24 protein-coding genes are annotated in these 25,370 nt (G+C 57.2%); all 24 read left to right on the top strand.

Annotated features, from left to right (window positions below; genetic code table 11):
- The first annotated feature begins 482 nt into the window (after positions 1-482).
- The 24 genes from rpmH (at position 483) to CS390_RS24745 (ending at position 25,370) form a co-directional block, all read left to right on the top strand.
- Entirely contained in the window at positions 483-617 is a 135-nt protein-coding gene (gene rpmH, locus CS390_RS24860; RefSeq protein ID WP_002551315.1) for a 50S ribosomal protein L34, read from the top strand.
- 13 nt (positions 618-630) lie between these two features.
- Positions 631-1,032: a ribonuclease P protein component gene (gene rnpA / locus CS390_RS24855; protein ID WP_065759563.1), complete on the top strand. Its 402-nt coding sequence runs from the start codon at positions 631-633 to the stop codon at positions 1,030-1,032.
- Entirely contained in the window at positions 1,025-1,270 is a 246-nt protein-coding gene (gene yidD, locus CS390_RS24850; RefSeq protein ID WP_099776493.1) for a membrane protein insertion efficiency factor YidD, read from the top strand. The genes rnpA and yidD overlap by 8 nt, the downstream gene beginning before the upstream one ends.
- A gap of 2 nt (positions 1,271-1,272) precedes the next feature.
- Positions 1,273-2,946, top strand: coding sequence for a membrane protein insertase YidC (yidC, locus tag CS390_RS24845; protein ID WP_065759564.1), 1,674 nt, complete (start codon positions 1,273-1,275; stop codon positions 2,944-2,946).
- A gap of 83 nt (positions 2,947-3,029) precedes the next feature.
- On the top strand, positions 3,030-4,400 hold the full coding sequence (gene mnmE / locus CS390_RS24840) for a tRNA uridine-5-carboxymethylaminomethyl(34) synthesis GTPase MnmE (RefSeq protein WP_065759565.1): 1,371 nt from the start codon (positions 3,030-3,032) through the stop codon (positions 4,398-4,400).
- 515 nt (positions 4,401-4,915) lie between these two features.
- The gene (mnmG, locus tag CS390_RS24835; protein WP_099776491.1) at positions 4,916-6,808 is read left to right on the top strand and encodes a tRNA uridine-5-carboxymethylaminomethyl(34) synthesis enzyme MnmG; all 1,893 of its coding nucleotides are present in this window, start codon (positions 4,916-4,918) and stop codon (positions 6,806-6,808) included.
- Between the two features lie 5 nt (positions 6,809-6,813).
- Positions 6,814-7,449, top strand: a complete 636-nt coding sequence (rsmG, locus tag CS390_RS24830; RefSeq protein ID WP_176717420.1) for a 16S rRNA (guanine(527)-N(7))-methyltransferase RsmG — start codon at positions 6,814-6,816, stop codon at positions 7,447-7,449.
- An 18-nt stretch (positions 7,450-7,467) separates the two neighbouring features.
- On the top strand, positions 7,468-8,259 hold the full coding sequence (locus tag CS390_RS24825; RefSeq protein WP_065759568.1) for a ParA family protein: 792 nt from the start codon (positions 7,468-7,470) through the stop codon (positions 8,257-8,259).
- A 9-nt stretch (positions 8,260-8,268) separates the two neighbouring features.
- Positions 8,269-9,141 (top strand): ParB/RepB/Spo0J family partition protein, encoded by an 873-nt coding sequence (locus CS390_RS24820; RefSeq protein WP_099776490.1) that lies wholly within the window; start codon positions 8,269-8,271, stop codon positions 9,139-9,141.
- Between the two features lie 149 nt (positions 9,142-9,290).
- Complete coding sequence (locus CS390_RS24815; protein WP_065759570.1) at positions 9,291-9,698, top strand: F0F1 ATP synthase subunit I; 408 nt, start codon at positions 9,291-9,293, stop codon at positions 9,696-9,698.
- Positions 9,699-9,714: 16 nt separating this feature from the next.
- Positions 9,715-10,584, top strand: coding sequence for a F0F1 ATP synthase subunit A (gene atpB / locus CS390_RS24810; protein ID WP_065759571.1), 870 nt, complete (start codon positions 9,715-9,717; stop codon positions 10,582-10,584).
- 144 nt (positions 10,585-10,728) lie between these two features.
- Positions 10,729-10,986 carry a F0F1 ATP synthase subunit C gene (gene atpE, locus CS390_RS24805; RefSeq protein ID WP_003097235.1) on the top strand — a complete coding sequence of 86 codons (258 nt, stop codon included), beginning with the start codon at positions 10,729-10,731 and terminating at the stop codon, positions 10,984-10,986.
- Positions 10,987-11,043: 57 nt separating this feature from the next.
- Positions 11,044-11,514: a F0F1 ATP synthase subunit B gene (locus CS390_RS24800; protein WP_065759572.1), complete on the top strand. Its 471-nt coding sequence runs from the start codon at positions 11,044-11,046 to the stop codon at positions 11,512-11,514.
- A 12-nt stretch (positions 11,515-11,526) separates the two neighbouring features.
- Positions 11,527-12,063: a F0F1 ATP synthase subunit delta gene (locus CS390_RS24795; RefSeq protein ID WP_065759573.1), complete on the top strand. Its 537-nt coding sequence runs from the start codon at positions 11,527-11,529 to the stop codon at positions 12,061-12,063.
- Positions 12,064-12,084: 21 nt separating this feature from the next.
- A complete protein-coding gene (gene atpA, locus CS390_RS24790) occupies positions 12,085-13,629 on the top strand; it encodes a F0F1 ATP synthase subunit alpha (RefSeq protein WP_065759574.1) in 1,545 nt (514 codons plus the stop codon).
- A 50-nt stretch (positions 13,630-13,679) separates the two neighbouring features.
- Complete coding sequence (atpG, locus tag CS390_RS24785) at positions 13,680-14,540, top strand: F0F1 ATP synthase subunit gamma (protein ID WP_065759575.1); 861 nt, start codon at positions 13,680-13,682, stop codon at positions 14,538-14,540.
- Between the two features lie 27 nt (positions 14,541-14,567).
- Positions 14,568-15,944, top strand: a complete 1,377-nt coding sequence (gene atpD, locus CS390_RS24780) for a F0F1 ATP synthase subunit beta (RefSeq protein WP_065759576.1) — start codon at positions 14,568-14,570, stop codon at positions 15,942-15,944.
- 44 nt (positions 15,945-15,988) lie between these two features.
- Complete coding sequence (locus tag CS390_RS24775; RefSeq protein WP_065759577.1) at positions 15,989-16,414, top strand: F0F1 ATP synthase subunit epsilon; 426 nt, start codon at positions 15,989-15,991, stop codon at positions 16,412-16,414.
- 115 nt (positions 16,415-16,529) lie between these two features.
- Entirely contained in the window at positions 16,530-17,897 is a 1,368-nt protein-coding gene (gene glmU, locus CS390_RS24770) for a bifunctional UDP-N-acetylglucosamine diphosphorylase/glucosamine-1-phosphate N-acetyltransferase GlmU (RefSeq protein ID WP_099776488.1), read from the top strand.
- A gap of 208 nt (positions 17,898-18,105) precedes the next feature.
- Positions 18,106-18,873 (top strand): DeoR/GlpR family DNA-binding transcription regulator, encoded by a 768-nt coding sequence (locus tag CS390_RS24765; protein ID WP_065759579.1) that lies wholly within the window; start codon positions 18,106-18,108, stop codon positions 18,871-18,873.
- 11 nt (positions 18,874-18,884) lie between these two features.
- Positions 18,885-20,720 (top strand): glutamine--fructose-6-phosphate transaminase (isomerizing), encoded by a 1,836-nt coding sequence (gene glmS / locus CS390_RS24760; protein WP_065759580.1) that lies wholly within the window; start codon positions 18,885-18,887, stop codon positions 20,718-20,720.
- A gap of 145 nt (positions 20,721-20,865) precedes the next feature.
- Positions 20,866-21,693, top strand: coding sequence for a heteromeric transposase endonuclease subunit TnsA (locus CS390_RS24755; protein ID WP_049263132.1), 828 nt, complete (start codon positions 20,866-20,868; stop codon positions 21,691-21,693).
- A 13-nt stretch (positions 21,694-21,706) separates the two neighbouring features.
- Complete coding sequence (locus CS390_RS24750; protein WP_099776814.1) at positions 21,707-23,767, top strand: Mu transposase C-terminal domain-containing protein; 2,061 nt, start codon at positions 21,707-21,709, stop codon at positions 23,765-23,767.
- Positions 23,760-25,370, top strand: a complete 1,611-nt coding sequence (locus CS390_RS24745; RefSeq protein WP_032174390.1) for an ATP-binding protein — start codon at positions 23,760-23,762, stop codon at positions 25,368-25,370. Before CS390_RS24750 ends, CS390_RS24745 begins: the two co-directional genes overlap by 8 nt.

Here is a 25,370-nt window from a genome sequence, read left to right as displayed (position 1 = left end):
ATAGATCAGCGACTTAGTGAACAAAATGATGCCGGAGGGGTGTGAATAAGCCCTGTGGATAACCGTACCTGAGGTCTTTGCACAAGTCCGGGTCGAAATCTGTTGATAACTCGCGTGTTGATAACTCGCTTTTTTATCCACAGATTTTCCGAGCGTTCGGCACAGCCAGAGCACCGCTTCCCGACAAGGTTTAAATTCTCTGTACGCCATGAAAATAAAGGCCTGTAGAACCTTATCCACAGAATTCTTCTACATAAGCTTTATAAGATTTACAGAAAAGCTTTAAATAATTCCTCTCTCTTTTTTTATGTTTAGGTCTGAACGCTGTACCTCGACACGTTCACACCCAACCCCCACCCACGTGACCACCTATAAGGAAAAGCTGGTTGGAAATTGACCTATGGCCTTGCTTTCTCTAGAATCGCCGATCTCTTAAAACGGGGGCCATTCCGGCCCGTAGTCGACGAACCAGGTAACACGCCATGAAACGTACTTTCCAACCAAGCACCATCAAGCGCGCTCGCACTCACGGTTTCCGTGCCCGTATGGCCACCAAGAACGGTCGTGCCGTTCTGTCGCGTCGTCGTGCCAAAGGCCGTAAGCGTCTGGCCGTTTGATCATTCGGCACAGGTGGTGAGTCAGGACTTCAGTCGGGAAAAGCGTCTGCTGACCCCCCGACATTTCAAAGCGGTCTTCGACTCCCCAACCGGCAAGGTTCCAGGCAAGAATCTTTTGCTCCTTGCCCGCGAGAACGGTCTGGATCATCCCCGCTTGGGGCTTGTGATCGGGAAAAAGAGCGTCAAGCTCTCCGTTCAGCGAAATCGACTCAAGCGATTGATGCGCGACTCATTCCGCCTTCACCAAGATCTATTGGCAGGTTGGGATATCGTTATCGTTGCGCGCAAAGGCCTGGGCGAGATCGAAAACCCAGAATTGCACCAACATTTTGGCAAGCTCTGGAAGCGTCTTGCGCGTAATCGGCCCGCTCCAGCGCCAACCGAATCCGTAGGGGTAGACAGTCCAGATGCGTAAACTGGCACTCGTTCCGATCCAGTTTTACCGTTACGCCATTAGTCCTCTGATGGCCAATCACTGTCGTTTCTACCCCTCCTGCTCCTGCTACGCACTCGAAGCCATTGAGTCTCATGGTCTTCTGCGTGGCAGTTGGCTGACCGTTCGTCGACTGGGGCGTTGCCATCCGTGGAACCCTGGTGGATACGACCCGGTTCCGCCCGCTTCTTCTTCCCGTACTTCTTCGATAGCCGAGTAATCATGGATATTAAACGCACGATCCTGATCGTCGCCCTGGCAATCGTGTCTTATGTCATGGTTCTTAAGTGGAACCAGGACTACGGACAGGCAGCCTTGCCGACCCAGAACGCCGCCACCGCGCCGGCGTTGCCGGACACCGCGCGGGCCGCAAGCAATTCCGCCAGTGCCGATGTTCCGAGCGCCAACCCCGAGTCGAATTCGACCGAACTGGCCCCGGTTGCCATCAGCAAAGACCTGATTCGGGTCAAGACCGATGTTCTTGATCTGGCTATCGATCCCAATGGCGGTGATATCGCGCAGCTGATGCTGCCGAAATACCCGCGCCGTCAGGACCATCCCGATATTCCGTTCCAGCTGTTCGACAACGGCGGCGAGCGTGTTTACCTGGCACAGAGCGGTCTGACCGGTACCAACGGCCCGGATGCTCGTCCATCTGGTCGCCCGCTGTACGCTACCGAACAGAAAAGTTATCAACTGGCCGACGGTCAGGATCAACTGGTCGTCGACCTGAAGTTCAGCGACAACGGCGTCAACTACATCAAGCGCTTTACACTCAAGCGCGGTGAGTACGACCTGACGGTCAGCTACCTGATCGACAACCAGAGCGGTCAGGCCTGGAGCGGCAACCTGTTTGCCCAGCTCAAGCGCGATGCCAGCTCGGATCCGTCCTCGAGCACTGCCACCGGTACTGCCACTTACCTGGGTGCTGCCCTGTGGACAAGTGCAGAGCCGTACAAAAAAGTGTCGATGAAAGACATCGACAAGGGCAATCTGAAAGAAAATGTGTCTGGTGGTTGGGTAGCCTGGCTGCAGCACTACTTCGTGACGGCCTGGATTCCGAACAAGTCTGACAACAACATCGTTCAGACGCGCAAGGACAGCCAAGGCAACTACATCATCGGTTTCACTGGCCCGACACTGGAAGTCGCTGCAGGTGGTAAAGCCGAAACCAGCACCATGCTGTATGCCGGTCCGAAAATTCAGTCCAAGCTCAAGGAGTTGTCCCCAGGCCTGGAACTGACCGTCGACTACGGCATTCTCTGGTTCATTGCCCAGCCAATTTTCTGGCTGCTGCAACATATCCACAGCCTCCTGGGTAACTGGGGCTGGTCGATCATTGTCCTGACCATGCTGATCAAGGCACTGTTCTTCCCGCTGTCGGCTGCCAGCTATCGTTCGATGGCGCGCATGCGTGCCGTGGCACCCAAGCTTGCTTCGCTGAAAGAACAATTTGGCGATGACCGGCAGAAAATGTCGCAGGCCATGATGGAGCTGTACAAGAAAGAGAAGATCAACCCGCTGGGCGGCTGCCTGCCGATCCTGGTGCAGATGCCAGTCTTCCTTTCGCTGTACTGGGTGTTGCTGGAAAGCGTGGAAATGCGCCAGGCACCTTGGATGTTCTGGATTACCGACCTGTCGATCAAGGATCCGTTCTTCATCCTGCCGATCATCATGGGCGCGACCATGTTCATTCAGCAGCGCCTGAACCCAACCCCGCCGGATCCGATGCAGGCCAAGGTGATGAAGCTGATGCCAATCATCTTCACCTTCTTCTTCCTGTGGTTCCCTGCAGGTCTGGTGCTGTACTGGGTTGTGAACAACGTGTTGTCCATCACTCAGCAGTGGTACATCACCCGTAGCATCGAAGCGGCTAGCAAGAAAGCTGCTGCATAACGGGTTAGCCAGCTAACCTGTGGATAAACGCCCCCTCGTGGGGCGTTTTGCTATCTGTCGTTTTTGTCGTGAGGCCGTCGATCATGAATACTCCGCGTGAAACCATCGCTGCCATCGCCACCGCCCAAGGGCGCGGAGGGGTAGGGATTGTGCGTATCTCCGGCCCCTTGGCGAGCCAAGCCGGGTTGTTGATCGCTGGCCGGACACTAACCCCGCGCTACGCGCATTACGGGCCGTTTCGCGGTGACGATGGCCAGGTCATCGACGAAGGGCTGGCGCTGTACTTCCCTGGACCGAATTCGTTTACCGGTGAAGACGTACTCGAACTCCAGGGGCACGGTGGCCCGGTGGTGCTGGACATGCTTTTGCAGCGTTGCCTGCAGTTGGGCTGCCGGCTTGCTCGCCCTGGTGAATTCAGCGAGCGTGCTTTTCTCAACGACAAGCTTGACCTGGCGCAGGCTGAAGCAATTGCCGATCTAATCGAGGCCAGTTCTGCACAAGCGGCACGCAACGCCTTGCGTTCGTTGCAGGGTGAGTTTTCCCGACGTGTGGATAAACTCACCGAGAGGTTGATCAACCTGCGCATCTACGTGGAAGCAGCCATCGACTTCCCTGAAGAGGAAATCGACTTCCTTGCCGATGGCCATGTCTTGAGCATGCTTGATCAGGTACGTGCTGAATTATCCACAGTACTGCGCGAAGCCGGGCAGGGGGCCTTGCTGCGCGATGGCATGAACGTGGTTATTGCCGGGCGCCCCAATGCGGGCAAATCCAGCCTGTTGAACGTGCTCGCCGGTCGCGAGGCAGCCATCGTCACTGATATTGCCGGTACTACCCGGGACATTCTTCGTGAACATATCCACATCGATGGCATGCCGCTGCATGTCATCGATACCGCCGGTTTGCGTGACACCGACGACCATGTGGAAAAGATTGGTGTAGAACGCGCACTGAAAGCCATTGGCGAGGCCGACCGGGTATTGCTGGTGGTGGATAGCACCGCACCTGAAGCCAGCGATCCATTTGCGCTCTGGCCAGAGTTCCTTGATCTGCGCCCGGATCCCGCCAAGGTCACCCTGATTCGCAACAAGGCGGACCTCAGTGGTGAGCCGATCACCATGACGCACAGCGATGATGGCCATGTCACCATTACCTTGAGTGCCAAGGATACGGACATGGGGCTTGATCTACTGCGCGAACACCTCAAGGCCTGCATGGGTTATGAACAAACCGCCGAGAGCAGCTTCAGCGCTCGCAGGCGCCACCTGGAAGCGCTCCGCCAGGCCAGCGACAACCTTGAACACGGTCGTGCACAGTTGACCCTGGCTGGCGCTGGTGAGCTTTTGGCTGAAGACCTGCGTCAGGCACAACAAGCACTTGGTGAAATCACCGGTGCATTCAGCTCTGACGACTTGTTGGGCCGAATCTTCTCCAGCTTCTGCATCGGCAAGTAAGCACCTTATCCACAGTCGGCTCAGTTTCGAGCCGACTGCTGCGCGTCATCTCCCGCCTTTCTCTCCCGACACGAATGCCTTCACAGGTCACGCCTGAGGATTTTTCCTGCCCGTGTGCTGGCTACCTGTGAATTAAGCCCTGTGGAAAACTCACCTTCAGCTCCGTTGATAACTGGCCTTCAAGGTTGGAGATAACCTGCGCTGTGGGTAACTAGCCATTTGATCCACAGGCTTAAAGCGCTTATCCAGAACGCTCAGACCCACTAGATCACAGGCTTATAAATCGCTGTACATGACGTAGATAAAGGCCTGCAGCACTTTATCCACAGAAAGGTAGCTGCATAAGAATAAACATAAAAACAAAGCTTTAATAAATTTCTCTCTTTAATTTCTATTGCCTGCCACTCATCCACAGGCTGGTTAAATTTTGTGCAAAAGGTTCCTTTAGAGGGGGGGAAGTCCCTATACTTGTCGGCTATCCCTTATTTATTCGCGAAACAGGCACGAGGTGCGTGGTGGATTTCCCTTCCCGTTTTGAAGTGATCGTCATCGGCGGCGGCCATGCCGGTACCGAGGCTGCGCTTGCGTCAGCACGCATGGGTGTGAAAACCCTGCTGTTGACCCACAACGTGGAAACCCTCGGTCATATGAGTTGCAACCCGGCCATCGGTGGTATTGGCAAAAGCCACCTGGTCAAGGAAATCGATGCACTCGGTGGCGCAATGGCGCTGGCAACCGACAAGAGTGGTATCCAGTTCCGCGTTCTGAACAACCGCAAAGGTCCGGCAGTACGTGCCACCCGTGCACAGGCAGACCGTGCGATCTACAAGTCGGTAGTGCGCGAGATCCTTGAGAACCAACCCAACCTGTGGATATTCCAGCAGTCGTGCGACGACCTGATCGTCGAGCAGGACCAGGTGCGTGGTGTGGTCACTCAAATGGGCCTGCGTTTCTTCGCCGATGCAGTGGTACTGACCACCGGTACTTTCCTTGGTGGACTTATCCACATCGGTTTGCAGAACTACTCCGGTGGTCGTGCCGGTGATCCACCGTCGATTGCCCTGGCACATCGCCTGCGTGAATTGCCATTACGGGTTGGTCGTCTGAAAACCGGCACTCCGCCGCGTATCGATGGCCGCTCTGTGGATTTCTCGGTGATGACCGAACAAGCGGGTGACACGCCTACCCCGGTGATGTCGTTCATGGGGTCGCAGCAGATGCACCCGCGCCAGGTCAGTTGCTGGATTACCCACACCAATGCCCGCACCCACGAAATCATTGCGTCGAACCTTGATCGTTCGCCAATGTATTCCGGTGTCATCGAGGGTATTGGCCCGCGTTACTGCCCTTCGATCGAAGACAAGATTCACCGCTTTGCGGACAAGGAGAGCCATCAGGTCTTTATCGAACCTGAAGGCCTGACGACACACGAGCTGTATCCGAACGGGATATCCACATCCCTGCCATTCGACGTGCAACTGCAGATCGTTCGCTCGATCCGCGGCATGGAGAATGCGCACATCGTTCGTCCGGGTTATGCCATCGAGTACGATTACTTCGATCCACGAGATCTCAAGTACAGCCTTGAAACCAAAGTGATTGGCGGCCTGTTCTTTGCTGGCCAGATCAACGGCACCACCGGCTACGAAGAAGCCGGTGCACAAGGATTGCTGGCCGGGACCAACGCCGCGTTGCGTGCACAGGGCCGTGAAAGCTGGTGCCCGCGCCGCGATGAAGCGTACATCGGTGTGTTGGTCGACGACCTGATCACCCTCGGTACTCAAGAGCCGTACCGCATGTTCACTTCTCGGGCCGAGTACCGGTTGATCCTGCGTGAAGACAACGCCGACCTGCGTCTGACCGAAAAAGGTCGCGAACTGGGCCTGGTCGACGACGCCCGTTGGGCGGCCTTTACCGCTAAACGCGAAGGTATCGAGCGCGAAGAACAACGTTTGAAAAGCACCTGGGTACGCCCTGGTACGGCGCAAGGCCAAGCCATTGCAGAGAAATTCGGTACGCCGCTGAGCCATGAGTACAACCTGCTCAACCTGCTCACCCGTCCGGAAATCGATTACGCCGGTTTGATCGAAGTGACCGGTAGCGAAGGCATTGATCCACAAGTTGCCGAGCAGGTCGAAATCAAGACCAAGTACGCCGGCTACATCGATCGCCAGCAGGAAGAAATTGCTCGTCTGCGTGCCAGCGAAGATACCCGTCTGCCCGAGGATATCGACTACACGAACATTTCCGGGCTTTCCAAGGAAATTCAGAGCAAACTCAGCCAGACTCGTCCGGAAACATTGGGTCAGGCTTCCCGTATCCCTGGCGTAACCCCGGCAGCAATTTCACTCTTGCTGATTCACCTGAAAAAACGCGGCGCAGGCCGTGAGTTGGAGCAAAGCGCTTGAGTTCCATGGTCACCCCTCAACATGCCGAAGAGTTGTCCACAGGCGCCCGCGAACTGGGCGTCGAGTTGAGTGCCAGCCAGCAGGAGCAACTGCTGGCGTACCTGGCACTGCTGATCAAGTGGAACAAGGCGTATAACCTGACCGCTGTGCGTAACCCGGACGAGATGGTTTCCCGTCATTTGCTCGACAGCCTGAGTGTAATGCCGTTTATCCACAGCGAGCGTTGGCTTGACGTCGGCAGCGGCGGTGGCATGCCCGGTATTCCATTGGCTATCCTGCATCCGGAAAAGCAGGTCACGGTGCTCGACAGCAATGGCAAGAAAACCCGCTTCCTGACTCAGGTAAAGCTGGAATTGAAACTGGATAACCTGCAAGTTATCCACAATCGGGTTGAGGCGTTCCAGCCGGAGCGCCCTTTCACCGGAATCATTTCGCGTGCTTTCAGCAGCATGGAAAACTTCACTAACTGGACGCGGCACCTGGGGGATACCCAGACGCAGTGGCTGGCAATGAAAGGGCTGCATCCAGCTGATGAGCTGGTAGCATTGCCGGCAGATTTCAAAGTGGATAGCGAGCAGGCCTTGACCGTACCGGGTTGCCAAGGCCAGCGCCATCTGCTGATACTGCGCCGCACGGCATGACTGGGAACACAAGCAAGAATGGCTAAGGTATTCGCAATCGCGAACCAGAAGGGTGGTGTGGGTAAGACCACCACCTGTATCAATCTCGCAGCATCGCTGGTGGCGACCAAGCGCCGCGTGCTGCTGATCGATCTCGATCCACAGGGCAACGCCACCATGGGCAGTGGTGTGGATAAACACGTCCTGGAACATTCGGTCTATGACCTGTTGATCGGTGAATGCGATCTGGCCCAGGCCATGCGCTTCTCCGAGCACGGTGGTTATCAACTGCTGCCGGCCAACCGTGACCTGACCGCCGCCGAGGTGGTGTTGCTGGAAATGCAGATGAAGGAGAGTCGTCTGCGTACCGCGCTGGCGCCGATCCGTGAAAGCTACGACTACATTCTCATTGATTGCCCGCCGTCGTTGTCGATGTTGACCCTCAACGCCTTGGTCGCGTCCGATGGCGTGATCATTCCGATGCAATGTGAATACTTTGCGCTGGAAGGTTTGAGTGACCTTGTGGATAACATCAAGCGGATTGCCGAGCGGCTTAATCCACAGCTGAAGATCGAAGGCTTGCTGCGGACCATGTATGACCCGCGCCTGAGCCTGATCAACGATGTATCGGCGCAGCTCAAGGAGCATTTCGGTGATCAGCTGTACGACACCGTGATCCCGCGCAACATTCGCCTGGCCGAGGCACCAAGCTTCGGCATGCCGGCGCTGGCCTATGACAAGCAATCGCGCGGTGCCTTGGCCTACCTGGCCCTGGCCGGTGAGATGGTGCGTCGCCAGCGTCGTCAATCTCGCACTGCACAAGCAACTTAAGGAATCCGTATGGCCGTTAAGAAACGAGGTCTCGGACGTGGGTTGGATGCACTGCTGAGTGGTCCGACTGTCAGCGCGCTCGAAGAGCAGGCTGTCAAGGTCGATCAGAAAGAACTGCAACACCTGCCGCTCGACCTGATCGAGCGCGGGAAGTACCAACCTCGCCGCGACATGGATCCGCAGGCGTTGGAGGAATTGGCGCACTCGATCCGTAGCCAGGGTGTCATGCAGCCGATCGTGGTTCGTCCGATCGCTGACAATCGCTACGAAATCATTGCGGGTGAGCGCCGCTGGCGCGCCAGTCAGCAGGCCGGCATGGATACTATTCCGGCAATGGTGCGTGATGTGCCCGATGAGGCGGCCATCGCGATGGCGCTGATCGAGAACATCCAGCGCGAGGACCTCAACCCGGTGGAAGAGGCGATTGCCCTGCAACGGCTGCAGCATGAGTTCCAGCTGACCCAGCAGCAGGTTGCTGATGCCGTGGGCAAGTCGCGGGTTACCGTGGCCAACCTGTTGCGCTTGATCACCCTGCCGGAAGTCATCAAGACCATGCTCTCTCATGGCGATCTGGAAATGGGCCATGCACGTGCATTGCTCGGATTGCCGGATGAGCAACAGGTTGATGGGGCGCGACATGTTGTCGCACGTGGACTGACGGTGCGCCAGACTGAAGCACTGGTCCGTCAGTGGCTCAATGGCAAGCCTGAACCGGTCGAACCGGCCAAGCCTGATCCGGACATCGCACGCCTTGAACAGCGGCTCGCAGAGCGGCTGGGCTCGGCTGTCCAGATCCGTCATGGGAACAAGGGCAAAGGCCTGTTGGTGATTCGTTATAACTCGCTGGATGAGTTGCAGGGCGTCCTTGCTCACATCCGCTGAAACAATTCCTGTTGTAGCGCACAGTCGGAAATCACTACCCAGCAGTTGAATAGGGGTTAAACCGCCCCTATACTCTGCGCGCATTTTGTCGGCACAAATTATGCCAAGTCAGAGTTGACGGGTTGGCCGACTTTTGAGGAGCAGTTGTGATGGAAACCCGCACGCCAAACCGCTTGCCTTTCCATCGCTGGGCGGTTTTTCCGGTACTGCTGGCTCAGTGTGTCGTGTTTCTGTTGGCAGCCTTGGCGTTGTGGCAGTGGCGCGGGGCAGTCGACGGATATTCAGGCCTCTGCGGAGGGCTGATTGCCTGGCTACCGAATGTGTACTTTGCTTGGAAGGCTTTTCGGTTTACCGGAGCCAGGGCAGCGCAGGCCATCGTCAAGTCGTTTTACGCTGGCGAGGCAGGCAAATTGATTTTGACGGCAGTGCTGTTCGCGCTGACGTTTGCAGGAGTGAAGCCATTGGCGCCATTAGCAGTATTCGGCGTCTTTCTGCTGACCCAGTTGGTCAGCTGGTTCGCGCCCCTGCTAGTGAAAACAAGACTTTCGAGACCTTAGGGCGTTTGAGGCAAACATGGCAGCAGAAACCGCTTCGGGCTATATCCAGCACCACTTGCAGAACTTGACCTACGGTCAACTACCAGACGGCGGTTGGGGTTTTGCCCATTCCGCAGCAGAAGCCAAAGCAATGGGCTTCTGGGCGTTCCACGTGGACACCCTGGGTTGGTCCTTTGCGCTGGGTCTGATCTTCATTCTCCTGTTCCGCATGGCGGCCCGGAAAGCAACTTCCGGTCAACCTGGCGGCCTGCAGAACTTCGTTGAAGTGCTGGTGGAGTTCGTCAACGGTTCGGTCAAGGACAGTTTCCACGGTCGTAGCCCGGTTATCGCACCGCTGGCGCTGACCATCTTCGTCTGGGTCTTCCTGATGAACGCCATCGACCTGGTACCGGTCGACTGGATTCCTCAACTGGCCATGCTGATTTCCGGCGACAAGCACATTCCTTTCCGTGCAGTCTCCACGACTGACCCGAACGCTACCCTGGCCATGGCCTTCTGCGTGTTCGCGTTGATCATTTTCTACAGCATCAAGGTCAAGGGCATCGGCGGTTTCCTCGGCGAACTGACCCTGCATCCGTTCGGCAGCAAGAACATCTTCGTTCAGATCCTGCTGATTCCGGTGAACTTCCTGCTGGAATTTGTGACCCTGATCGCCAAGCCAATCTCCCTGGCACTGCGTCTTTTCGGCAACATGTACGCCGGCGAGCTGGTGTTCATCCTGATTGCCGTGATGTTCGGTGCTGGTCTGCTCTGGCTCAGCGGCCTGGGCGTGGTGCTGCAGTGGGCGTGGGCGGTGTTCCACATCCTGATCATCACCCTGCAAGCGTTCATCTTCATGATGCTTACCATCGTCTACCTGTCGATGGCTCACGAAGATAACCATTAAGACCGCCTGGCGTGTCTGAAGACCCTTTCGCCGGTACGGGCAAGGGTCGCAAAAGGTCCGCAAGGGCAGCTGTACAAAACGATTTTGCTTTACCGCTTCAAACTAAAAAACCTAACCAATACGACGTAAAAGTCGGGAGGAAAGATGGAAACTGTAGTTGGTCTTACCGCTATCGCTGTTGCTCTGCTGATCGGCCTGGGTGCACTGGGTACCGCCATTGGTTTCGGCCTGCTGGGCGGCAAGTTCCTGGAAGGCGCTGCTCGCCAGCCAGAGATGGTTCCAATGCTGCAAGTTAAAATGTTCATCGTTGCCGGTCTGCTCGACGCCGTAACCATGATCGGTGTTGGTATCGCTCTGTTCTTCACCTTCGCTAATCCCTTCGTTGGTCAAATCGCCGGCTAATCACTCGAATTTTCGAGTGGTTTTGTGTGATGGACAAAGAACGAGCGAGGTGTTGGCGTGAACATTAATGCAACCCTGATTGGCCAGTCCGTTGCGTTCTTCATCTTTGTGCTGTTCTGCATGAAGTTCGTGTGGCCTCCGGTCATCGCGGCATTGCAAGAACGTCAGAAGAAGATCGCGGATGGACTGGACGCTGCCAGCCGAGCAGCTCGCGACCTGGAGCTGGCCCAAGATAAAGTGGGTCAGCAACTGCGCGAAGCGAAAGCTCAGGCAGCCGAAATCATTGAGCAAGCCAAGAAGCGCGGTGCTCAGATCGTCGAGGAAGCCCGTGATCAGGCCCGCGTCGAAGCTGACCGTGTGAAGGCTCAGGCTCAGGCCGAGATCGAACAGGAACTTAACGGTGTCAAAGACGCGCTGCGCGCCCAACTGGGTAGCCTGGCCGTTAACGGCGCTGAGAAGATCCTTGGTGCCACAATCGATCAAAACGCGCATGCGGAGCTGGTTAACAAACTGGCCGCTGAAATTTAAGCGAGGGCGATCATGGCAGAATTGACCACGTTGGCCCGACCTTACGCTAAGGCTGCCTTTGAGCATGCCCAGGCCCATCAGCAACTGGCCAATTGGTCAGCCATGCTCGGCCTGGCTGCTGCGGTGTCGCAAGACGGCACCATGCAGCGCCTGCTCAAGGCCCCGCGACTGACGAGCGCAGAAAAGGCCGCCACTTTTATTGAAGTGTGCGGTGACAAGTTTGATGCCCAGGCACAGAATTTCATTCATGTTGCCGCGGAAAACGACCGTCTCCTGCTATTGCCGGAGATTTCGTCGCTGTTCGAGCTGTACAAGGCCGAGCAGGAAAAATCCGTGGACGTGGAAGTCACTAGTGCTTTTGCGTTGAACCAAGAACAGCAAGACAAACTCGCCAAGGTTCTCAGTGCACGGCTCAGCCGGGAAGTGCGACTGCACGCTGTGGAGGATACCTCCCTCATAGGTGGTGTCGTGATCCGCGCCGGCGACCTGGTAATCGATGGCTCGATTCGCGGCAAAATCGCGAAACTGGCCGAAGCATTGAAATCTTGAGTTTGAAGGGGCAGCAGAGCAATGCAGCAACTCAATCCTTCCGAAATTAGTGAAATCATTAAGGGTCGCATCGAGAAACTCGATGTCGCCTCTCAAGCCCGCAACGAAGGTACTGTCGTCAGCGTTTCTGACGGTATCGTGCGGATCCACGGTCTGGCCGACGTTATGTACGGCGAAATGATCGAGTTTCCGGGCGGCGTCTACGGTATGGCCCTCAACCTGGAGCAAGACTCCGTTGGTGCGGTAGTACTGGGCGCATATACCTCCCTTGCCGAAGGCATGAGTGCCAAGTGCACCGGCCGCATCCTGGAAGTTCCGGTTGGTAAGGAACTGCTGGGTCGCGTAGTCGACGCACTGGGTAACCCAATCGACGGTAAAGGCCCACTGAACAACACCGAGACCGATGCGGTCGAGAAAGTTGCTCCGGGCGTTATCTGGCGTAAATCGGTAGACCAGCCTGTACAGACTGGCTACAAATCCGTCGACGCCATGATTCCAGTCGGCCGTGGCCAGCGTGAGCTGATCATCGGTGACCGTCAGATCGGTAAAACCGCCATGGCGGTTGACGCGATCATCAACCAGAAAAACAGTGGCATCTTCTGCGTCTACGTCGCCGTTGGTCAGAAACAATCGACCATCGCCAACGTTGTTCGCAAGCTGGAAGAAAACGGCGCTCTGGCTAACACCATCGTTGTTGCCGCCAGTGCTTCGGAATCCGCCGCACTGCAATTCCTGGCGCCATACGCCGGTTGCACCATGGGCGAGTTCTTCCGTGACCGCGGTGAAGACGCGCTGATCGTTTACGATGACCTGTCCAAGCAAGCTGTTGCTTACCGTCAGATCTCCCTGCTGCTGCGTCGTCCACCAGGACGTGAAGCGTACCCAGGTGACGTGTTCTATCTCCACTCCCGTCTGCTGGAGCGTGCATCGCGCGTTTCCGAAGAGTACGTCGAGAAGTTCACCAACGGTGCAGTAACTGGCAAAACCGGTTCCTTGACCGCTCTGCCGATCATCGAAACCCAGGCTGGCGACGTTTCCGCGTTCGTTCCGACCAACGTGATCTCGATCACCGACGGTCAGATCTTCCTGGAATCGGCCATGTTCAACTCGGGCATCCGCCCTGCAGTTAACGCCGGTGTTTCGGTATCCCGTGTAGGTGGTGCCGCTCAGACCAAGATCATCAAGAAGCTGTCCGGTGGTATCCGTACCGCTCTGGCTCAGTACCGTGAACTGGCTGCATTTGCCCAGTTCGCTTCTGACCTGGACGAAGCCACCCGTAAGCAACTCGAGCACGGTCAACGTGTTACCGAGCTGATGAAGCAGAAGCAATACGCGCCAATGTCCATCGCTGACATGTCGCTGTCGCTGTATGCCGCTGAGCGTGGGTTCCTGGTCGACGTTGAAATCGCCAAGATCGGTAGCTTCGAACAAGCGCTGATTGCTTACTTCAACCGTGATCACGCCGAACTGATGGCGAAGATCAACGTGAAGGGTGACTTCAACGACGAAATCGACGCTGGCATCAAAGCCGGTATCGAGAAGTTCAAGGCCACCCAAACCTGGTAAGCCGCAGCGGGGGCTTTGCAGCCCCCGCTTGCTAACCTGATAGGTGTTACATGGCAGGCGCAAAAGAGATTCGCAGTAAGATTGCGAGCATCAAAAGCACGCAAAAAATTACCAGCGCCATGGAAAAAGTGGCGGTCAGCAAGATGCGCAGGGCTCAACTGCGTATGGCTGCTAGCCGTCCTTACGCGGAGCGCATCCGCCAGGTGATTGGTCATCTGGCCAACGCCAACCCGGAATACCGCCACCCGTTCATGATCGATCGCGCCATCAAGCGTGTCGGTTATATCGTGGTGAGCAGTGACCGTGGTCTGTGCGGCGGCTTGAACACCAACCTGTTCAAGGCCCTGGTCAAGGACATGTCGGCAAACCGCGAACAAGGCGTCGAGATCGACCTGTGCGTGATCGGCAGCAAAGGTGCGGCATTCTTCCGTAACTTCGGCGGTAACGTCGTTGCTGCAATCAGCCACTTGGGCGAAGAGCCATCGATCAACGATCTGATTGGTAGCGTCAAAGTCATGCTGGACGCATACCTGGAAGGCCGTATCGATCGCCTGTCCGTGGTGTCGAACAAGTTCATCAATACCATGACGCAAAAACCAACGGTCGAGCAGTTGATTCCGTTGGTCGCAACCCCGGATCAAGAACTCAAGCACCACTGGGACTACCTCTACGAACCCGATGCCAAAGAGCTGCTGGACGGCCTGATGGTGCGTTACGTGGAGTCGCAGGTCTACCAGTCGGTAGTCGAGAACAACGCGGCTGAACAAGCTGCGCGGATGATCGCAATGAAAAACGCCACCGACAACGCCGGCGACCTGATCAGCGATTTGCAGCTGATCTACAACAAGGCACGTCAGGCTGCGATCACCCAAGAGATCTCGGAAATCGTCGGCGGCGCTGCCGCGGTTTAACGGTTCAAATATTCAGAGGATCCAGCTATGAGTAGCGGACGTATCGTTCAAATCATCGGCGCCGTCATTGACGTGGAATTCCCACGTGACAGCGTACCGAGTGTCTATAACGCGCTGAAAGTACAGGGCGCGGAAACTACTCTGGAAGTTCAGCAGCAGCTGGGCGACGGCGTAGTACGTACCATTGCGATGGGCTCGACCGAAGGCTTGAAGCGCGGTCTGGACGTCGTTGACACCAAGGCAGCCATCTCCGTTCCAGTCGGTAAAGCGACTCTGGGCCGTATCATGGACGTCCTGGGCAACCCAATCGACGAAGCTGGTCCGATCGGCGAAGAAGAGCGTTGGGGCATTCACCGTGCCGCGCCTTCCTTCGCAGAACAGGCTGGTGGCAACGACCTGCTCGAAACCGGTATCAAGGTTATCGACCTGGTTTGCCCGTTCGCCAAGGGTGGTAAGGTTGGTCTGTTCGGTGGTGCCGGTGTAGGCAAAACCGTAAACATGATGGAACTGATCCGTAACATCGCCATCGAGCACAGCGGTTTCTCCGTGTTCGCCGGTGTGGGTGAGCGTACTCGTGAGGGTAACGACTTCTACCACGAGATGAAGGATTCCAACGTACTGGACAAGGTTGCTCTGGTATACGGCCAAATGAACGAGCCACCAGGAAACCGTCTGCGCGTAGCGCTGACCGGCCTGACCATGGCTGAGAAGTTCCGTGACGAAGGTAACGACGTTCTGCTGTTCGTCGACAACATCTATCGTTACACCCTGGCCGGTACCGAAGTATCCGCACTGCTGGGCCGTATGCCTTCGGCAGTAGGTTACCAGCCGACCCTGGCTGAAGAGATGGGCGTGCTGCAAGAGCGCATCACTTCGACCAAGCAAGGTTCGATCACCTCGATCCAGGCCGTATACGTACCTGCGGACGACCTGACTGACCCGTCGCCAGCGACCACCTTCGCCCACTTGGACGCCACCGTGGTACTGTCCCGTGACATCGCCTCCCTGGGTATCTACCCAGCGGTTGATCCACTGGACTCGACTTCGCGTCAGCTGGACCCTCTGGTCATCGGCACCGAGCACTACGAAACCGCTCGCGGTGTTCAGTACGTGCTGCAGCGCTACAAAGAGCTGAAGGACATCATTGCCATTCTGGGTATGGACGAACTGTCCGAATCCGACAAGCAACTGGTATCCCGTGCTCGTAAGATCCAGCGCTTCCTGTCCCAGCCGTTCTTCGTGGCTGAAGTCTTCACCGGTGCTTCGGGTAAATACGTTTCCCTGAAAGACACCATTGCTGGCTTCAAAGGCATCCTCAACGGTGACTACGACCACCTGCCAGAACAAGCGTTCTACATGGTCGGCGGCATCGAAGAAGCGATCGAGAAAGCCAAGAAACTGTAATCCCGGCGCCCCGAAAGGGGCGCTAATCAGGTTGAGGCAAGCAGATGGCTATGACAGTCCATTGCGATATCGTCAGCGCGGAAGGAGAAATTTTCTCCGGTCTGGTCGAGATGGTGGTTGCGCACGGCAACCTGGGTGATATCGGTATCGCTCCAGGCCACGCCCCGCTGATCACTGATCTGAAGCCGGGTCCGATCACGCTGACCAAGCAGGGTGGCGACAAGGAGGTGTTCTACATCTCCGGTGGTTTCCTCGAGGTCCAGCCGAACATGGTCAAGGTGCTTGCCGATACCGTGCAACGCGCTAGCGACCTGGATGAAGCCTCCGCTCAGGAAGCCGTCAAGGCTGCTGAAAAGGCCCTGCACGAAAAAGGCGCGGAGTTCGACTACGGTTCCGCCGCTGCACGTCTGGCCGAAGCCGCAGCCCAGCTGCGCACCGTCCAGCAGATCCGCAAGAAGTTCGGTGGTTAAGCCAAGCTTCTGTAGTGCGATTGAGTTAAAGGGTAGCCTCGGCTACCCTTTTTCTTTTTCTGTAACTCCTTCTTTTTGGTCACAGTCGCTGACCACCCAGGATTGGTAGCCAGTCATGTCTCTCGATATCGTTATTCTCGCCGCGGGCCAAGGCACACGCATGCGTTCAGCCTTGCCCAAGGTGCTGCACCCGGTTGCGGGCAACTCCATGCTTGGCCATGTTATCCACAGCGCCCGGCAGCTTCAGCCACAGGGTATGCATGTAGTAATCGGGCATGGCGCGGAAGTGGTTCGTGAGCGTTTGGCTGCCGACGATCTGAATTTTGTACTGCAGGACAAACAACTGGGCACAGGCCATGCTGTCGCACAGGCGCTGCCACACCTGACGGCCGATACCGTGCTGATCCTTTACGGTGATGTGCCGCTGATCGAAGTCGACACCCTCAAGCGGTTGCTGGCCAAGGTTACTGCGCAGCAACTGGGCTTGCTGACCGTTACGCTGAACGACCCGACAGGCTATGGCCGTATCGTGCGTGATGCACAGGGCCAGGTGGCGGCAATCGTCGAGCACAAGGATGCCAGCGAAGCACAGCGGGCGATCAAGGAAGGTAACACCGGTATCCTCGCTGTCCCGGGGGCGCGTTTGGCTGAGTGGCTTGGCCGGCTGTCTAACAACAATGTGCAGGGTGAGTACTACCTCACCGACGTGATCGCCATGGCCGTTGCGGGTGGCCTGGTGGTTGCCACCGAGCAACCGCACGACCCGATGGAAGTGCAAGGCGCCAACGACCGTCGCCAACTGGCTGAGCTGGAGCGTCATTATCAGTTGCGTGAGGCACGTCGGCTCATGGCGCTGGGCGTCACCCTGCGTGATCCGGCGCGTTTCGATGTACGTGGCGAGGTCACCGTTGGTCGTGATGTGCTGATCGACATCAACGTGGTCCTGGAAGGCCGCGTCGAGATCGAAGACGACGTGGTGATCGGTCCTAATTGTGTGATCAAGGACAGCACCCTGCGCAAAGGCGTGGTGGTCAAGGCCAACAGCCATATCGAAGGTGCCATCATGGGCGAGGGCAGCGACGCCGGCCCATTCGCGCGTCTGCGCCCTGGCAGCGTGCTGGAAGCACGAGCCCATGTGGGTAACTTTGTCGAGTTGAAGAATGCTCACCTGGGCGAGGGTGCCAAAGCCGGTCACCTGACCTACTTGGGCGACGCGGAAGTCGGCGCACGGACCAACATAGGCGCAGGCACCATCACCTGCAACTATGACGGTGCGAACAAGTTCAAGACGGTGTTGGGTGAGGATGTCTTCATCGGTTCCAACAACTCCCTGGTTGCGCCTGTGGATATCCTTTCTGGCGCTACAACGGCAGCCGGTTCGACCATTACACAGAATGTCGATACGGCTCAGTTAGCCGTTGGTCGGGCACGTCAGCGCAACATCGATGGCTGGAAGCGGCCAGAGAAGATCAAGAAGAACTGACGTTATCCACATGTGAATAAAAGAGCCGACTGGATTGTGCATAAGTCGGCTTTTTTTATGCCAGGCGCTCTAGGCCGGGATTTGTGGATAAAAGCGTCAGTCATGTCTAGTTATGCACAGGCAAAAACATGCGCATCGTCCTTGACGAAGTGAAAGCTTTAGGTTTTGATTTGCTTCATTAACTTACGAAACGAAACTTAAAGCCAAAATGTCGAAACGAAACACTCCACAACGACGGCACAACATCCTCGCGCTGCTGAATGAGCTGGGCGAGGTCAGTGTCGATGCGTTGGCCAAACGTTTCGAGACCTCGGAAGTCACTATCCGCAAAGACCTGGCGGCTCTTGAGGCCAATGGTCTGTTGCTGCGTCGTTACGGCGGCGCGGTCACGCTGCCTCAGGAACTGATTGCCGATCAGGCGCAGCCGGTGTCTGCCTATAAACAGGCCATTGCCCGCGCTGCAGTGGGCAGGATTCGTGAGCATGCGCGAATCATCATCGACAGTGGCAGTACGACCGCCGCCATGATCCCTGAGCTTGGCCAGCAGCCTGGCCTGGTAGTGATGACCAATTCGTTGAATGTCGCCCGCGCCCTTAGCGAGCTTGAGCATGAACCGGTGCTGTTGATGACCGGCGGTACCTGGGATCCGCATTCCGAATCCTTCCAGGGCCAGGTCGCCGAGCAGGTACTACGCTCTTACGATTTCGACCAGTTGTTCATTGGTGCCGATGGCATCGACCTGGTGCGTGGCACCACCACCTTCAACGAGTTGTTGGGGTTGAGCCGGGTCATGGCCGAGGTCGCGCGGGAAGTGATTGTCATGGTCGAGTCGGACAAGGTCGGTCGCAAGATCCCCAATCTCGAGCTGCCCTGGAGCAGCGTCAATACCCTGATTACTGATGAGCGCCTGCCCCAAGCGGCACGCGAACAGATTGAAGCCCGCGGCGTAAACGTTATCTGCGCCGCAATCAGCTAGGAGTAATTTCTATGTGTGGAATCGTTGGCGCCGTCGCTGAACGTAACATCACCACTATCCTCATCGAAGGCCTCAAGCGCCTGGAGTACCGTGGCTATGACAGCGCCGGCCTGGCCGTCTATAGCGCGCAAGGCGTCCTGGAGCGCCGTCGTCGTATCGGCAAGGTCAGTGAGCTGGAAGCTGCCGTTGCCGCCGAACCGCTGTCGGGCCTGCTGGGTATCGCCCATACCCGTTGGGCAACCCACGGTGCGCCCAGCGAGCGCAATGCACACCCTCATTTTTCTGGCCACGACCTGGCGGTAGTGCATAACGGCATCATCGAGAACCATGAGGAGCTGCGCGAGCAGCTCAAGAGCCTGGGTTATGTGTTCAGCTCGGAAACCGATACCGAGGTGATCGTTCACCTGCTGCATCACACCCTCAAGACCCAGCCTGACCTGACCGAAGCGCTCAAGGTAGCGGTCAAGCAACTGCACGGTGCCTATGGCCTGGCCGTTATCAGTGCCAAACAACCGGATCGCCTCGTCGCTGCGCGTAGCGGCAGTCCGCTGGTGATTGGCCTGGGCCATGGGGAAAACTTCCTGGCGTCCGACCAGTTGGCCCTGCGCCAGGTCACCGACCGTTTCATGTACCTGGAAGAAGGTGATATCGCCGAGATTCGCCGCGACAAGGTCAGTATCTGGAACCAGGCCGGCCAAGCAGTTCAGCGTGAAGCGGTGCAGTACCACGAAGGTGCAGAAGCAGCTGACAAGGGTGAATACCGCCACTTCATGCTTAAGGAAATCCACGAGCAACCTACCGTGGTACAGCGCACGCTGGAGGGTCGTCTGGGCACTGACCATGTGCTGGTTCAGGCCTTTGGCCCGCAAGCTGCCGAGCTGTTTGCCAAGGTTCGCAATGTGCAGATCGTTGCCTGTGGCACCAGTTACCATGCGGGTATGGTTGCGCGCTACTGGTTGGAAGAACTGGCCGGTATTCCGTGCCAGGTCGAAGTGGCCAGCGAGTTCCGCTACCGCAAGGTTGTTGTGCAGCCCGACACCCTGTTTGTTTCGATCTCCCAGTCTGGTGAAACCGCAGACACCCTGGCAGCGCTGCGCAATGCCAAGGAGCTGGGCTTCCTGGCCAGCCTGGCCATTTGCAACGTCGGTATCAGTTCGCTGGTACGTGAATCGGACCTGACCCTGCTGACCCTGGCCGGCCCGGAAATCGGTGTGGCCTCGACCAAGGCGTTCACCACCCAACTGGTTTCGTTGATGCTGCTGACCCTGGCCCTGGGCCAAGTGCGTGGCACCTTGGGAGCAGGCGTTGAGGCCGATCTGGTCGAGCAATTGCGCCGTCTGCCGGTTCGCCTGGGCGAAGCGTTGGCGATGGATGCCACCATCGAGAAAATCTCGGAGCTGTTCGCCGACAAGCACCACACCTTGTTCCTTGGTCGTGGTGCGCAGTTCCCGGTGGCGATGGAGGGGGCGCTCAAGCTCAAGGAGATCTCCTATATCCACGCCGAAGCCTACCCGGCTGGTGAGCTTAAGCATGGCCCGCTGGCGCTGGTGGACAACGACATGCCGGTGGTCACCGTGGCGCCGAACAACGAGCTGCTGGAAAAGCTCAAGTCCAACCTGCAGGAAGTACGCGCCCGGGGTGGCCAACTGGTCGTCTTTGCTGATGAGCAAGCCAGCATGAGCAATGGTGAAGGGACTCACGTGATCGCGATGCCGCACATCGCTGATGCCCTGGCGCCGATTCTCTACACCATTCCGCTGCAGTTGCTGTCGTACTACGTTGCCGTGCTCAAAGGTACCGACGTTGACCAGCCACGCAACCTCGCCAAGTCGGTGACCGTGGAGTAAGGCTGCTGTTGAGGCGAGCGCGTTGTGTGGGATGCAAATAAAGATTCATCCGTACAAATAAAGTATCATCCTTATAAATAAAGTTTCATCCTGAGCCTGCATCCGCTATGTTGAGGTCATCGACATAGCGGGGGCAGGCTTTCTCATGTCAGGAACATTCAAGGGGTTGACCCAGGCCCAGATCGATAGAAGGCTCAAGGACGGGCGTGGCCAAGGCCAGGGATCGGACTACAAGCCGTTCATCTACACCAGGGACGTATCCTCGCTGGGGCGCTCCCACCGCCTGCCTGGCAGCAAGACCCGGCGTTTACACCATCTTCTATCCGATCTTGAACTGGCCATCTTCCTGACCTTGGATCGGTCTCCTCATGTCACCGATATCCGTGAACAGTTTCCGATGAGGGTCGAAGATACGGTGCGCATCGCCGAGGAGCTTGGCCTGCCCCACGGGCGTTACAAGGGCACCCCGCAGGTACTGACCAGCGACTTTCTGGTGGATTTCGAAGATCCTCAGCGCCCGAGCATCGCGATTCAGGCCAAATACAGTGCTGACCTGCAGAAGCCTGAAGTCATCGAGAGGCTTGAGCTTGAAAGGCGCTACTGGCAGGAAAAAGGTATTCCCTGGGCCATCGTCACGGAACGTGAGGTATCCAGGGAGGCATTTGCCAACATCCAATGGCTCTATCCTGCCCATGCTGAAGACGACATCGCTCAGGACGATCTCGTCCATTACCAGCAGCTGTTTCTGCTCGAGTTTCAGCGTCACCCAGACCAGAAGCTGACCGCTATTGCCCAAGGAATGGATACCTCCGGCCAGCTGGAGGCCGGGCAGGCGCTCTATTGGCTACGCCAGCTGCTGGCCCGGCACTGTTTCCTTTTTGATCTGGAAATCCCTTACCGGGAGCTGAAGTCGAAAGACCTGGTTGCCAACGCTCATCAAATGCATCAGGAGCTGAGCAGTGTTTCCCGTTAATCAGGTGTTCCGGATAGGGGAACTGCGAAAGCGCCTGCTGTGGTCCGGCACCGAGCAGGCCATCTGGATCGATATCGATTCGGACACGGCGTTGCCCGAACCGATATCGGTTGCAGAGCTGGAGCGTCTGCTCATGGAGCGGGAGCTGGAGAGCATTGCCGATCCCTTCGAGGAGACAGTCCTACGGGAGGTGGAGGAAGGTTCTCTTGATCAGCAGAAGCGTGATGAAGCTTGGACCATGCTGGCGGATTTTGTGCACGATCCCCAGCTTTTCGTGCGGCGCCCCAGAGGGCTCATTGTCAGAGGCATCATGGAGCGCCATGGTGTCACCAATCAGACGGTGTACAGGTTACTGAGGCGCTACTGGCAGCGAGGCATGTGCAGGAATGCCCTCTTGCCGGACTATGTCAACTCGGGCGCCCGTGGCAAGCGCAGAAAGCCGAACCAGGCCAAGCTGGGCAGGCCCAGAGTGGTGATGGAGGGGAAAGGGAGCAATGTCACGCCGGACATCGAGCGCATTTTTCGCCGGGTCATCGAGGAACGCTTGCTCAAGGAAAAGCATCCGTCCATTCCTGATGCCTACGCCTCTGGGCTGAACCTGCTCCGTGCTGTTCTGCCGGAGCTGACGACCTCCGAACTGCCTACATTGGGGCAATTCCGTTACTTCTATGGGCGCGAATATCACTTCACCGACACCTTGCCACGCAGGGTGTCCGCAGTGGATTTTGCCAAGGATTTCCGACCTCTCAGCAGTACATCGACGACCGAGGCACTGGGGCCCGGATACCGCTACCAGATAGATGCCACCATCGCCGATATCTATCTGGTTTCAGAACATGATCGCAGCCTTATCGTCGGCAGGCCTGTTGTTTACATGGTGATCGACGTGTTCAGCCGCATGGTCGTTGGTATGTACGTCGGATTCGAGGGGCCTTCCTGGGTCAGTGCCATGGTGGCATTGGCCAACACGGTCGCCGACAAGGTTGAGTATTGCCGCCAGTATGGCGTGGAGATCGATGCCAGCGACTGGCCGGTCAAAGGCTTGCCGGATGTGGTGCTGGCCGATAAGGGCGAACTGAACGGCACCAAGGTGGAAGCATTTTCCCAAGCCTTCGGCGTTCGCATCGAGAATGCACCGGCCAGGCGAGGAGATGCCAAGGGGATCGTCGAGCGTTATTTCCGGACGGTGCAGGAGCGTTTCAAGCCCTATGCCAGCGGTGTGGTCGAGGACACCACCAGCCGGAAGCGGGGTGGCCACGACTACAGACTTGATGCCAGTCTGACCTTGCCCGAGTTCACCCAGATCATCATTGCCGGCATCCTCTACCACAACGACTTTCACACCTTGAGCAAATACGACAGGACCTCTGGTATGCCGGGCGATCTGCCAGCCATCCCTGTCATGCTGTGGAACTGGGGCTTGGCCAACCTGACCGGCCGATTACGTACTGCGCCCGAGGAGTTGGTGCGGATCAATCTTTTGCCCCATGAGTCGGCCACGGTTTCGGAGCTGGGAATCAGGCTGTTCGGCTGCTTCTACACCTGCCAGGAAGCAATCAGGGAGGGTTGGTTTCACCGAGGTCAGGGGCGCCGGCCGACAGGGGTAACGGTCGCATACGATCCGCGTAGCGCCGACCACATCTACCTGCGGCCATCCAATAGTCTCAAGGACTACTGGGTTTGCGATCTTGCCGACCGCAGTCGACGCTTCAGGGGGATGACCTTCTGGGATGTCTGGCTGCTGTCCAGAGAGGAACGGCGTAGCGATACCAACGCGGCGGCGGAAGCTTTGGTAGAGAGAGGCAATCTTCTGAAGCAGATCGAGTCCATCGTTGCCCAGGCAGAGGATGCCAGTCCGGTCAAAACGGGTATGACCACGAAGGATCTGGGAACCCAGATCCGCGAGAACAAGCAGCAGGAAAAGCGCCAGGAACGCCAGAAAACAGCATTCAAACTGGAGAAATCACAGCAGAAAAAGCCAGCCGAGGTGATCCCACTGCGGGGCGAGAAGCAGGAAGATTATGCCTTCCCAGATCTCAGTGACCTGATATTCAAGGAGGAAGAGGATGACTGAAGAATTCCAGCGCGGAGTCATTCCCCTGGCGCGTTACCAGGAGCAGCAGCTTCCTGAGTATCAGGACAATCCGCTCATCAGCGCATTGCCTCCGATTCCTGATCTGCAGGAGGTGGTCGGTCTATTGCAGCAGCTTCCCGGTTTCGAGCCGCAGGAGGCGCTTCTGGATGGTCGGCTCAGGGCACATGCGATTGCCCGCCTGTTGCACGGCTTCTTCCAGCCGCTGAGCCATCACTTGGAGCTGGAGAGCAAGATCAGTCTGATGATCCGTCAAGGGTACATCGGTCGGAATCCGGCCAGTGGTGCCTGGTATGCGCACCTGCAGAATGGCTATCGCCGTGTCGAGGAGGAGGATCTGGATGCGGCGGTGTACCAGAGTGTCTCCTCTACGGCCAACAGCCTGTCGCTGTTCGGCTGCTCCGGTTGCGGCAAGACGCGCACGCTGGAGCGGATTCTGGGCATGTACCCCCAAGCCCTCCATCACCCTGATTACAACATCACTCAACTGGTCTATCTGAAGGTCGACTGCCCAATTGACGGTGACTTGGATGAGCTGTGCCTGAGCTTCTTCAACGAAGTAGACAAGATCCTGGGTACCCACTACAGCCGTAGCCACGGACGCAAGAAGCTGGGTACCAAACGTCTGCTGGCATCCATGTGCCAGGTAGCCAATCTGCACGCGCTCGGAGTGCTGATCATCGACGAGGTTCAGAACCTCAACGAGGCACGCTCCGGTGGTGCCGAAAAAATGCACAATTTCTTCGTGTCGCTGGTGAACACCATCGGTGTTCCGATCATTCAGGTCGGCACCCACCGGGCCAGCAAGTTCTTCCAGCGCACGTTCCGGGCTGCTCGGCGGGTCTCCGGGTTGGGCAGCATCCGCTGGGATAGGTTGCCTCGGGACGAGCATTGGAAGCGTCTGTTGAAGCGGCTCTGGAAGTATCAGTGGCTGCGAAATGCGGCGCCGCTGGATGATGAACTGGAGGCTACGATGTACGACCTCACCCAAGGGGTCATGGACATCGTCATCAAGCTGTTCGCGCTGGCGCAGATCCGGGCGATAGTGACAGGTGTCGAGTGCATCAAGCCGCTGTTGCTGCGCAGGGTTTTCGAGGACGAGTTCAAACCGGTCCATCCGATGCTAGCGGCCTTGCGGAGCGGTAGGCCCGAGCTGATCGCCAAATATGACGACCTGCTGATGCCAGAGATCGAGGGACGGTTGCTGACCCTGACTCGCTCTCTGGATAGCGTCCCCCAACCTAAACCGCCGGCCCCTCCGGCTGATGACAAGGCAAAGCGGCTGGCCGCCCTGCTCGAAGGTATGGAAATCCCGAGGGACATTGCCATTCCCATGGCCGATGAATTGTTGGCGGAGAATCCGGACATCCCGCTGGCGGCCCTGATTCACAAGGCCACGGCCTACCTCGCGCAGGACGCTCCCAAGAGGCCCGGCATTTCCAGAGTTAAGCGGACGGAGTGGGGGGGGCTATCCGAGGAGGATCTGCGCCGACGTTATGCCGATGGGCCTGAAAGCGAGGCCTATGACAGATTCAAGCAGGCTGGCCTGATCCTCGACCTGCGGCCTCTGTTGAAGGCAATATGA

This window comes from Pseudomonas sp. HLS-6 (genome assembly GCF_002753995.1).
GTDB classification, from domain to species: domain Bacteria; phylum Pseudomonadota; class Gammaproteobacteria; order Pseudomonadales; family Pseudomonadaceae; genus Aquipseudomonas; species Aquipseudomonas defluvii.
The sequence above is the reverse complement of the archived record's forward strand: the minus strand, read 5'-3'. Positions and strand labels throughout refer to the sequence as shown.

Bases quoted from the DNA above. Each gene is read 5' to 3' on its own strand.
- atpD (WP_065759576.1), top strand. From the start codon at position 14,568: ATGAGTAGCGGACGTATCGTTCAAATCATCGGCGCCGTCATTGACGTG.
- CS390_RS24795 (WP_065759573.1), top strand. From the start codon at position 11,527: ATGGCAGAATTGACCACGTTGGCCCGACCTTACGCTAAGGCTGCCTTT.
- rsmG (WP_176717420.1), top strand. From the start codon at position 6,814: ATGGTCACCCCTCAACATGCCGAAGAGTTGTCCACAGGCGCCCGCGAA.
- CS390_RS24815 (WP_065759570.1), top strand. From the start codon at position 9,291: ATGGAAACCCGCACGCCAAACCGCTTGCCTTTCCATCGCTGGGCGGTT.
- CS390_RS24765 (WP_065759579.1), top strand. From the start codon at position 18,106: ATGTCGAAACGAAACACTCCACAACGACGGCACAACATCCTCGCGCTG.
- CS390_RS24775 (WP_065759577.1), top strand. From the start codon at position 15,989: ATGGCTATGACAGTCCATTGCGATATCGTCAGCGCGGAAGGAGAAATT.
- atpG (WP_065759575.1), top strand. From the start codon at position 13,680: ATGGCAGGCGCAAAAGAGATTCGCAGTAAGATTGCGAGCATCAAAAGC.
- rpmH (WP_002551315.1), top strand. From the start codon at position 483: ATGAAACGTACTTTCCAACCAAGCACCATCAAGCGCGCTCGCACTCAC.
- glmU (WP_099776488.1), top strand. From the start codon at position 16,530: ATGTCTCTCGATATCGTTATTCTCGCCGCGGGCCAAGGCACACGCATG.
- yidD (WP_099776493.1), top strand. From the start codon at position 1,025: ATGCGTAAACTGGCACTCGTTCCGATCCAGTTTTACCGTTACGCCATT.
- atpB (WP_065759571.1), top strand. From the start codon at position 9,715: ATGGCAGCAGAAACCGCTTCGGGCTATATCCAGCACCACTTGCAGAAC.
- CS390_RS24825 (WP_065759568.1), top strand. From the start codon at position 7,468: ATGGCTAAGGTATTCGCAATCGCGAACCAGAAGGGTGGTGTGGGTAAG.
- yidC (WP_065759564.1), top strand. From the start codon at position 1,273: ATGGATATTAAACGCACGATCCTGATCGTCGCCCTGGCAATCGTGTCT.
- glmS (WP_065759580.1), top strand. From the start codon at position 18,885: ATGTGTGGAATCGTTGGCGCCGTCGCTGAACGTAACATCACCACTATC.
- atpA (WP_065759574.1), top strand. From the start codon at position 12,085: ATGCAGCAACTCAATCCTTCCGAAATTAGTGAAATCATTAAGGGTCGC.
- CS390_RS24755 (WP_049263132.1), top strand. From the start codon at position 20,866: ATGTCAGGAACATTCAAGGGGTTGACCCAGGCCCAGATCGATAGAAGG.
- CS390_RS24820 (WP_099776490.1), top strand. From the start codon at position 8,269: ATGGCCGTTAAGAAACGAGGTCTCGGACGTGGGTTGGATGCACTGCTG.
- atpE (WP_003097235.1), top strand. From the start codon at position 10,729: ATGGAAACTGTAGTTGGTCTTACCGCTATCGCTGTTGCTCTGCTGATC.
- CS390_RS24745 (WP_032174390.1), top strand. From the start codon at position 23,760: ATGACTGAAGAATTCCAGCGCGGAGTCATTCCCCTGGCGCGTTACCAG.
- mnmE (WP_065759565.1), top strand. From the start codon at position 3,030: ATGAATACTCCGCGTGAAACCATCGCTGCCATCGCCACCGCCCAAGGG.